This window comes from Streptomyces sp. YS415, from assembly GCF_023544665.1.
GTDB lineage: Bacteria > Actinomycetota > Actinomycetes > Streptomycetales > Streptomycetaceae > Streptomyces.
In genome coordinates this window covers 1-7872 of the sequence record NZ_JAMJFL010000069.1, presented here as the reverse complement: position 1 = coordinate 7872, position 7872 = coordinate 1, and the positions used below count along the sequence as shown (strand labels likewise).

Sequence of the window (7872 nt, the reverse complement as noted above, 5' to 3'; positions counted from 1 at the left end):
GGGTGTTCGTTCACTGCTTGGCGCGGGGCCGACAAGGGTGCCGAGCTTTGCCGCGCGGGGTGGGCCGGTGCGGGTGGTGGGCGGTTACTGGCTGGTGGGGTCCGGAGGCGTGGTGGGGTTGGTCATGGGGCGGCGGCCGTGGATCACGTCCAGGGCGTGGGCGATGGCGCGCTCGGATGAGAGTGGGGGGCCGGGGGTGGTGGGGGGCGTGGGGTCGGGGGCTTGGCGGGCGAGGGCGGACAGAAGGCGCTGGTCCGTGAGGGCCGCTCGGAGTGCGGGGAGGACCTCGGCCGCGGAGGGGTTGCCGTTCTCGGCCGCGACGCCGAGCCAGTGCAGGGCCTGCGCGAGGAGCAGGAACCCGAGTTCCTGGGCGGGTTCCCTGTTGCCCGCCTCGGCCGCCCTCTGGATGTGGGGAAGCGCTTCGGCCAGCTTGCCCTGCTCCAGCAGCAGGTACCGCCCGAGCATGTACGCCTCACGCGCGTCCTGTTCCGCGACCTCGCCCCACCAGCGCAGCGCCTCGGGGGCGTCACCGGCCCACGTCGACAGGACGGCGAGGGTCGCCGGGGCGTCGGAGTCGCCGGCCTCGGCCGGGATCCGTACCGCCTCGCGAGCCGCCCGGGACACCTCGTCCCGCTCGGGCAGGTCGTACATCGCCGCCATCCACGCCATCGACCCCCATATATGGGGAGTCGGCGGCGGCAGGTCGGCACGGCGGACCGCGTCGGCGACCAGCGTCCCGCACGCCTGCCAGGTGTCCTTCTCGGCACCCGGCACCAGCAGCCCGGAGACTCCCAGCCGCGGCTTGGCCGCCCAGTCCAGGTCCTCCTGCGGGACGGGTGTCACCAGCGCGCACCCGTCCCCGTACATCCGGCGCACGTTGATCAGGAACTCCCAGGTCCGGGGCGACAGGCCGCTGGTGATCCCGCAGCGGGCCGCGTCGATGGCCGCCCGCACCAGCAGGTGACCGTTGGCCCGCCCACCGGGACGGCTCGCCCGGCGCCACTCCTCCCACAACTCCGGTCCCGCGGCGAGGAATTGCGTGACGCCCAGCTCACCGCGCCACCGCACCGCGTCCCTGTGCCGCGGGTCCCACGACCCTGCGAGCCGTCCGAGTTCCGCCTCGCTCCAGTCGCAGGTCAGATCCACCGTGCGGGCTCCGCGCAGGACACGGGCCATCGGCAGGTCACCGAAGCGGTGCGCCTCGTACGCCGTGTCCCGCATAGTGGCGAGCACCAGCACACCCTCGTGCGCGAGCTGCAGCAACGGCCCCGCCACCAGCCCTCGTTCGTCGATGTGGCTCTCCAGATCGTCCAGCCACACCACATGCGTACCGGCGGGATCCCGCCCGCGCAGTGCGGCGGGGAGGTCGCGCAGATCGGTCCCGGGGTGAGCGTTGAACAGCCGGGCACCGGCGTCGGCGTTCCGGCTCAGGGCGGCCCAGGCGGTCATCGACTTGCCGGACAGCGGCTCCCCGGTGACGACCACCAGTCCGCCCTCCCGCAGCCCCCACGCGACCAGCCGGTCGAGTTCGGCGTCCCGGTCGCGCGGGACGTAGGACGGCAGTTCGGGCATGCCCCAGAAGGAACTGACGGGCCGTACACCCAGCGCGCGGCCCCGTAAGTCACCGAGCCGGGGCCAGCTGTCGGCGGGCGCGGGCCCCGGGTGACCGTAGTTGTGCTGCACGCCGATGACGGGCGCGTGGAAGCTGGACCGCCTGAAGTCGACGTGGTCCTGCGGCCGTTCGGCGGGGGCGGAGGGACCCGTGTCCTCGCGGGAGGTGACGCTCACCGGTAAGGGGGCCGGAGCGCCGAGGACATCGCCGCACCCCCCGCAGTAGATGTCGGCGTGCTCCACCGAGGTCGCGCAGGACCGACAGGTGAGGTGACCGGTCGGCCGGAAGTCCGTTATGAACTGGTGCACCTCATTGGTGATGAACCCCTTCTTGAAGGCCTCGCGGATCTTGCTCTGCCAGATCCGCGCCGCATCCCGCGCCGACAGCTCACCGCTGCTCAGCTCGCTCCGGTGTTTCTCCAGAACCGCACCCAGGTCCTCCCGCATGGTGAGTGCGTAGATATGGACGAACTTCGGCCTGGCCCTCTGCTCCCAGTCGTCGGAGCCCATCGCGGACACCAGAACCCCGGCCACCGCAGCCGCCAGCTCGTCCAACACGCCTGACATACAAGCCCCCGTGCCCCAGAGCCGGCCCAGGGGGCAACCGTACTAACCTTCCAGGCCCTCGGCAGCCCGCACCGCATCCCGGTACGCCCGGCCCGCCGCCCGCAGCGCCGCCTCCGGATCCACGCCCTCCGCCTCGGCGCGCACCGCCAGGGCGAGGAGCTCGTAACCGACGCCCTCGGTCCTGGGCAGGGGCACGTCGAGCCCGGCCGTTCTCACCCGGGACGCCAGCTTCGCCGCAAGGGCGAGGCCGGGCTGGCCGAGGGGGATGCCGTCGGTGACGGACTCGCGGCGCTTCTCCGTGGCCTTGGTCCGCAGCCAGTGCTCCTTGACCTCCTCGGGGGTGGTCGCGGTCGCGTCCCCGAAGACATGCGGGTGGCGGTGGATCAGCTTGGCGACGATGGTCCCGGCGACGTCGTCGAGGGAGAAGGGTGCCTCGGGGTCCTCCTCGGCGATGCGCGCGTGGAAGACGACCTGGAGCAGCACGTCCCCCAGTTCCTCGCGCAGTTCGTCCCGGTCCCCCTCCTCGATGGCCTCGACGAGTTCGTAGGCCTCCTCGATGCCGTACTTGGCGAGTCCCTTGTGGGTCTGCTGGGAGGACCAGGGACATTCGGCCCGAATCCGGTCCATGACCTGGACGAGGTCGAGCAGGCGGGCCCCGGGCAGGTCGTAGGAGGCGGGGAGCAGTTCCAGCTCCGGCATGCTCACGCGGCCGGAGCCGGCGAGGCGGGCGAGGCCGTCGGTCAGTGCCGGTTCGCCCTCGCCGGTGGCCACGACCACCACGGTGCGGCCGCCGGCGCAGGTGTCGACCAGCGCCTCGGCGGTGGGGGCCGCCTCGGTCACCCGTATCCCCGTCTCCCGCAGATACGGCAGCTGCGGGTGGGCGCCGTCCGAGCACAGCACGCTGTCGGCGGAGTGCAGCGCCTGCCAGGCGGGCCAGGACAGCAGGCCGGGGGCGACGCGGTGGCTGGTGGTGAGCAGGACGATGCGGCCGGGGGCGACGGGGGCGGCTTCGGGGCTGGTGGTGTTCACGGTTCGAAGCTAACGCACGGCGGGGACGGACCGGATCACGTTGTCCACAGGCAGAGGCCGGGGTGTGATCGTATGACCGCAGGGGGTGCCTGTGTGTTCCCGGAGGCGCCGGTACGGCCCCCAGGTGCCGTGCCGGTGCCGTACCGTTCCGCCTCGCTGCCCCGGCGCCGCTATGCCGTCTGCGGCGCGTCCGGCGCCGACACCTCGCGCACCCACGGGGTCTTGGCGTCCACGCGGCCGCTCTTCTGGACGTCCCAGCTGCCGTAGCGCGGGTTGAGGTCGATGTCGAGCTTCTCGGAGGCCTCGGACAGGGCCTTCCAGAACTCCGGCTGCGTGGTGTCGGTGCCGAGCTTGGCGGCGAGCTTCTGGGCCTCCAGCTGGAGGCGGAGGTTCTCCTCCAGGCGCGCCGGGGCCACGCCGTACTCCTGGAGCCAGGTCGTCTCCAGTGCCTTGGCACCGCCGGCCTGCTGCTCCAGGCCGCTGCGCATCTCCTGGATCTCCTTGCGGCTGACGGTGATGCCCGCGTCCTGGGCGGCCTGGTGCAGCACCCGGTCCAGGACCATGCCGTGCAGGGTGTCCCGGGTGAGGCTGCCGGTCCGGGACACGGCCTGGGCGTACTGCGCCTCGTCCGAAACGACCGCGCGCTGGGCCGCGCGCACCTCGTTCACCCTGTTCTCCAGCTGGGAGACGGTGATCCGCTGATCCCCGACCACGGCCGCCGCACCAGGGTGCGCATCGTTTCCGCAGGCGGTCAGGAGAGGCGCCGCCGCGATGGCGGCGGAGAGGAGGAGCGCGGTGCGACGGCGGCGGTAGCGGCGGTGCAAGGAAACCTCCCGAGGAGATTGTGCGACGGTGCACAAAGTCTTGCGATGATCGATGGTAGGCATCGGCCAAGCTCTGGCCAACCCATTCGACCAACGATTCACCGGGACTTCGGGCACCGGCTCGCGGGCTCGGTGCCGCGCAGTGGGGCACCCGGCCCCGCCGGGCCAGGGCCCGCGACGCCGGGTGATCCGTACGCGAGTGACCCGTACGCGGGTGATCCGTACGCGAGTGATCCGTACGCGAGGGCCTAGCCCCGCACCTGACCCAGCCACTGCAGCGTCCGCCGGATGTCCGCCGCCAGCGGGTGGCCGGGGCCGTGCAGGCGTTCCACGTCGTGCAGGAGACGGACCAGGGTGTCGTGGGCGGCGGGGCGGTCGCCGAGCGCGAGCAGCAGGTGGCCGATGCGGCGGCGGACGTCGTGGGCGAGCTCCGGGTCGCCGGCCACGTACTGGTTCTCGTAGTACGGCAGCAGCGACCGGTACTCCCCCAGCGCCGCCGCCGGGTCGCCGAGCTGCTCCAGGCACTGGGCCGCGTCGTAGCGGAACCGCAGCGACTGGGGGTCGGCGTGGCCGGCCTCCGCGGCGCGCTCGGCGGCGAGGGCGCGCAGGACGGGCAGCGCGCGCCGGTACTGGCCGTCGTCCATGAGCGTGGCCGCGTACTGCTTGCGCAGGGTGCGCACGACCGGGGACTTCTCGCCGTGCTGCTCGGCGGCGACCGGGAGGATCGCGCCGAGGATGTCGACGGCCTGGGTGATCCGGCCCTCGCCGAGGAGGCGCTTGACCTCGTCCACCGCGCGGGCCACGTCCGGTTTCCCGGCCGCCGGGGCGACCGCTGCGGCGGGGGCGGGCTGGGGCGCGGGGGTGCGGGCCCGGTCCGGCCAGGGGGCGTGCGGGCGCAGGAACGGCCGCGTGGGGTCCAGGGGCGCCCCGGTGGGCGTCCCGCGCGCGGGCAGCAGCACCGCCAGGTCCTCGTACACCTCCTGCGCCGAGCCGGGCCGGTGCTGCGGGTCCTTGGCGAGCAGGCGCAGGACCAGCGCTTCCAGCGCCTCGGGCACCTCGGGGCGCATCCGGCGCACGGGCAGCGGGGGCTCGTAGAGGTGCCGGTGCAACACGCCGAGCGCCGTCGAGCCGGAGAATGGGACGTCGCCGCTGAGGAGTTCGTGCAGCAGCACCCCGAGCGCGTACAGGTCGGTGTAGGGGCCGACCGCGCCGCCCATGGCCTGCTCGGGCGCCATGTAGGCGGGTGAGCCGATGGGGGTGCCGGTGTGGGTGAGGCGGGTGGTGTCGGCGTCCATGACGGAGGCGACGCCGAGGTCGAGCACGGTGACCGTGCCGTCCTGCTTCACCATCACATTGCGCGGCTTGAGGTCGCGGTGGACGATCGGCACGGCGTGCACGGCGCTCAGCACGGCGCACAGTTGCGCGGCGACCGCGACCGCCCACTGCCACGGGTACGGGTCGTGCTCGGCGAGATGGTCGGAGAGGTCCGCGCCGTCGACGTACTGCATGACGAGGAACAGCTCCTCGCCCTCGCTGCCCGCGTCGTGCACGGTGACCAGGCCGGGGTGGTCGACCTGCGCGGTCACCCGGCACTCGCGCACGAACCGGCGGCGCAGTTCGTCCGCCTCCTGGCCCGCCACCTTGTCGGGGCGCAGCAGCTTCACCGCCACGCGCCGGTCGAGCCGCTGGTCGTACGCCGTCCAGACCTGGCCCATGCCTCCTTGCCCGATCAGCGTGGACAGTTCGTAACGGGCCGCGACGACGCGCCCGGTCGTCACGGTCACCTGCCGCCCTCGTGGTCGCCGCGGCCGTCGTGGTGGCGCAGATAGTCACTGAGCTCGTCCAGCTCGGCGCGCACCTGGTCGATCCGCGCGGGCGCGGGCCGCTGCGGCGGCGCCGGTACGGGGCCGGCGGGCCGCGCGTCCTGGGGCACCGGCGGGGTGGGGACCGGGGTCGCCGGGTGCGGTACGGGCGCGGGCGGCCGGTGCTGCTGCGGCAAGGGCTGCTGGACCGGCGCGGTCGTGTACGGCGCCAGGTGCTGGGGATAGCCGTAACCGGCGGGGCCGTTCGGCGCGTGGACCGTCGTGGCCTGCGCCGGCGCGTAACCGCCGTACTGCTGCCGCAGTCTGTTGTGCACGCGGATGTCCATCACCAGGAAGTACACGGAGCTGAACGCGCCGAGCAGCAGCACCGCGGCCAGCGCGACGTCCGACCTGGGGTCCGTCTCCGGCACCGAACCGACCACCGCGAAACACGCGATGGACAGCGGCAGGCTCCCCCACGCCAGCACCCAGTCCGGCCAGCGGCCCCGCAGGATCGCCACCCGGAACAGCGGCACGCACGCGAGGACCCCGCAGGACAGCAGACCGGCGGCGGCGAACAGCACCCGCAGGGAGATGACCGTTGCCTCGCTGCGGGTGGGCGGCGCCGTGCCGTGGCCGTACATGACTGCTCCTGGACGGTTGGCCGATGGGGGACGAACGAACGACAGAGTTCGAGCGTATAGGCCGACACGGACAACCGGTCCCGGGTTGTACCGAACCGTTGTTGTACTGATCACTTCCCCCGGCCGCCCGCCCGCACCCGGCGCCTCAGTCGGCGCCTCAGTCGGTGCCTCAGTCGGGAGCCACCGTCCCGTCGGTCAGACCGTCGTACATTCCGCGCACGAGCTGGTCCCCGAGCCGGTTCGCGTGCCGCAGCGCCCGCTCGAACTCGTCCAGCGCGCGAAACCTCGCCCCGTAGCGGCGCTGCTCGTCGAGCGGGAGCCGGGGCAGCTGCAGGCGGCGCACGTCGAGGCGGGTGGCGGTGGACGCGTAGCTGCTGGCCTGGCGGTTGTTGGCGGTGCCGCGCAGGAATCCGGCGAGGAACCACGCGTCGAGCGCCGTGCGGTCGGGGCGCAGGAGGACGAGGTTGCGCCCCAGGGCGGCGCCCCGGGTCGTGTCGTCGATCACGCGCGCCATCGAGCCGCCGCCGAGCACCGGGACGACGACATCGCCCGGCTCCGTCAGCACCGCCTCCTCGTCGCTCTCGGGCAGCGTCCCCGAGGGGGCCGTCCCGGCGAGGACGTCATGGTCGGTGAGCACGGGCACACGCGCGTGGCCGCCGCTTCCGCCGGTACGCATCACCAGGGCGCCCCCGCGCGCGAGTTCCCCGACGGTGGTGAACGGCCAGCGCACGGGGCGGGTGCCCGCGGCGGGCGGCGGGGTGAGCTCGGTGGCGAGCCCCAGGGTCTGCCCCAGGCGCTCGCGCACGGCCGTGAGCGCCTCGGCGCCGTCGGCCCCGGTGGGGGGCGGCAGATGGCGGGCCGGGGCGAGGTCGACGTCGTCGTCGAGGAGGTCGATCACGGGCAGCGCGCGGGCCAGACCGGGCCGCTCGTCGAGGGTGCCGGCCCGGTCAAAGGCCTGCCAGGCGTCGAGCACAACCTCCCGCACGGCCCGCCAGTCGGGCCCGCCGCGCCCCTCCGTCGCGAACTGCCCCGCGTCCGCGAGCAGCACCTCGGGCTGCGCCGGCGCCTTGTCGGGCCTGCGCAGCACCCACAGATGCAGCGGAATGTTGTACGGCGGTGCCGCGCCGACCGGCAGCGCGACGACGGCGCGCAGCGCACCGCGCCGCAGCAGGTCGGCGCGGATCCGGCGGCCGGAGCGGCGGGAGGCGGCGGCGGGCGGCATCAGCAGCACGGCGGTGCCGCCGTCCCGCAGCCGGGCGAGCGCGTGCTGCACCCAGGCCAGCTCCGACTCGGTGCGCGCCGGGAAGCCGTACTCCCAGCGGGGGTCGTAGGCGAGTTCGTCATGGCCCCAGTTCCGCACGTTGAACGGCGGGTGGCACAGGACGGCGTCCGCGC

At 73.8% G+C, this 7872-nt stretch carries 6 protein-coding genes; all 6 read right to left on the bottom strand.

Annotated elements, in window-relative coordinates:
- Positions 1–84: 84 nt before the first annotated feature.
- The gene (locus tag M8H82_RS36210; RefSeq protein WP_250079987.1) at positions 85–2178 is read right to left on the bottom strand and encodes a hypothetical protein; all 2094 of its coding nucleotides are present in this window, start codon (positions 2176–2178) and stop codon (positions 85–87) included.
- 42 nt (positions 2179–2220) lie between these two features.
- Positions 2221–3207, bottom strand: coding sequence for a nucleoside triphosphate pyrophosphohydrolase (locus tag M8H82_RS36205; RefSeq protein ID WP_250079985.1), 987 nt, complete (start codon positions 3205–3207; stop codon positions 2221–2223).
- 170 nt (positions 3208–3377) lie between these two features.
- On the bottom strand, positions 3378–4031 hold the full coding sequence (locus M8H82_RS36200) for a SurA N-terminal domain-containing protein (RefSeq protein WP_250079983.1): 654 nt from the start codon (positions 4029–4031) through the stop codon (positions 3378–3380).
- Positions 4032–4279: 248 nt separating this feature from the next.
- A complete protein-coding gene (locus M8H82_RS36195) occupies positions 4280–5773 on the bottom strand; it encodes a serine/threonine-protein kinase (protein ID WP_284049772.1) in 1494 nt (497 codons plus the stop codon).
- A gap of 38 nt (positions 5774–5811) precedes the next feature.
- Entirely contained in the window at positions 5812–6477 is a 666-nt protein-coding gene (locus M8H82_RS36190; RefSeq protein ID WP_250079981.1) for a hypothetical protein, read from the bottom strand.
- Between the two features lie 169 nt (positions 6478–6646).
- On the bottom strand, positions 6647–7872 hold a 1226-nt coding region (locus tag M8H82_RS36185), incomplete at its 5' end, for an N-6 DNA methylase (protein WP_250079979.1).